1 protein-coding gene is annotated in these 945 nt (G+C 26.3%); it reads right to left on the bottom strand.

The features are described 5' to 3' along the window. The coding region (locus TY07_RS17030; protein WP_042403124.1) for a transposase at positions 1–805 on the bottom strand (805 nt) is incomplete at its 3' end. Positions 806–945: the final 140 nt, after the last annotated feature.

The following is a 945-nucleotide window of genomic DNA, read 5'->3' as shown; positions in this document are numbered from 1 at the left end:
CAAAAGTAATTGCTTCATCATTCTCATCAAAACACATAATTTCTCTATATTTATTAAAGGTTAAATTTCCGCCGGGCGTTGAGCCCATTATTACCTCAGTATCATAAATATCTTCATTTATATTTGAGTCTAAAAATTTTTCCTCCATTACTATTGAGTTTTTGACTCCACGAGTAACAAATTTAAATCCATTTTCAGTAAGTTTATCATACCATCTATAATCGTAATATCCCCTATCAAACACATATATACAATCTTTGTCTCTAAACATATTATCAACACATTTTCTATCATTAATATTACCTTTAACTATATTTATGTGTTCAGGATATTCGCCATTAAACATTGTACTAATTTTCATTACTGATTTTTCGTCATCAAATTTAAGTGATGGAGCTAATTTTAATGCTGTTACGATTACGCTTGAATCTATGATTCTAAGCGGAGGAAAATCTTTAATTAGTTTATATTCTCCAAAACGCTTTTTAGCTTTAGATATAAGATAATAAAATATATCTTCAAAAATCCGACTATCTCTAGATGCATTCTTTCTACTAAATTGAGAAACACTTGGTATATTAATAAATTTTTTCAATTTATTATTATGAGATATTTGAGTTTGTAACTCTCTTAAACTTTTACAGTTCATAAAATTAGAATAAAGTAATGCATATAAATGTGATTTGGTATCAAAATGCTGACTTCTAAAATTTCCATCATATTTTGAAATAACTCTTTCTAGAAAAGTTCCTTGAATTTCCGCTATTAATTTATTAAAAACTAATTTATTATTAGTATTGGACATAATAAAAAACCTCCATGTGAATAGTTTATAGCAAGACTATTAAATCACATGGGGGTTTATTTTTTTAGTTGTAAATTATTCCTTAGACATAGTACATTCGTGTCAACAAGTAAGTTTTACTTAGATGCAACACTAAAAAT

It is taken from the genome of Clostridium saudiense, assembly GCF_000577815.1.
Lineage (GTDB): Bacteria > Bacillota > Clostridia > Clostridiales > Clostridiaceae > Clostridium > Clostridium saudiense.
This window is presented reverse-complemented; position numbering and strand designations above follow the sequence as displayed.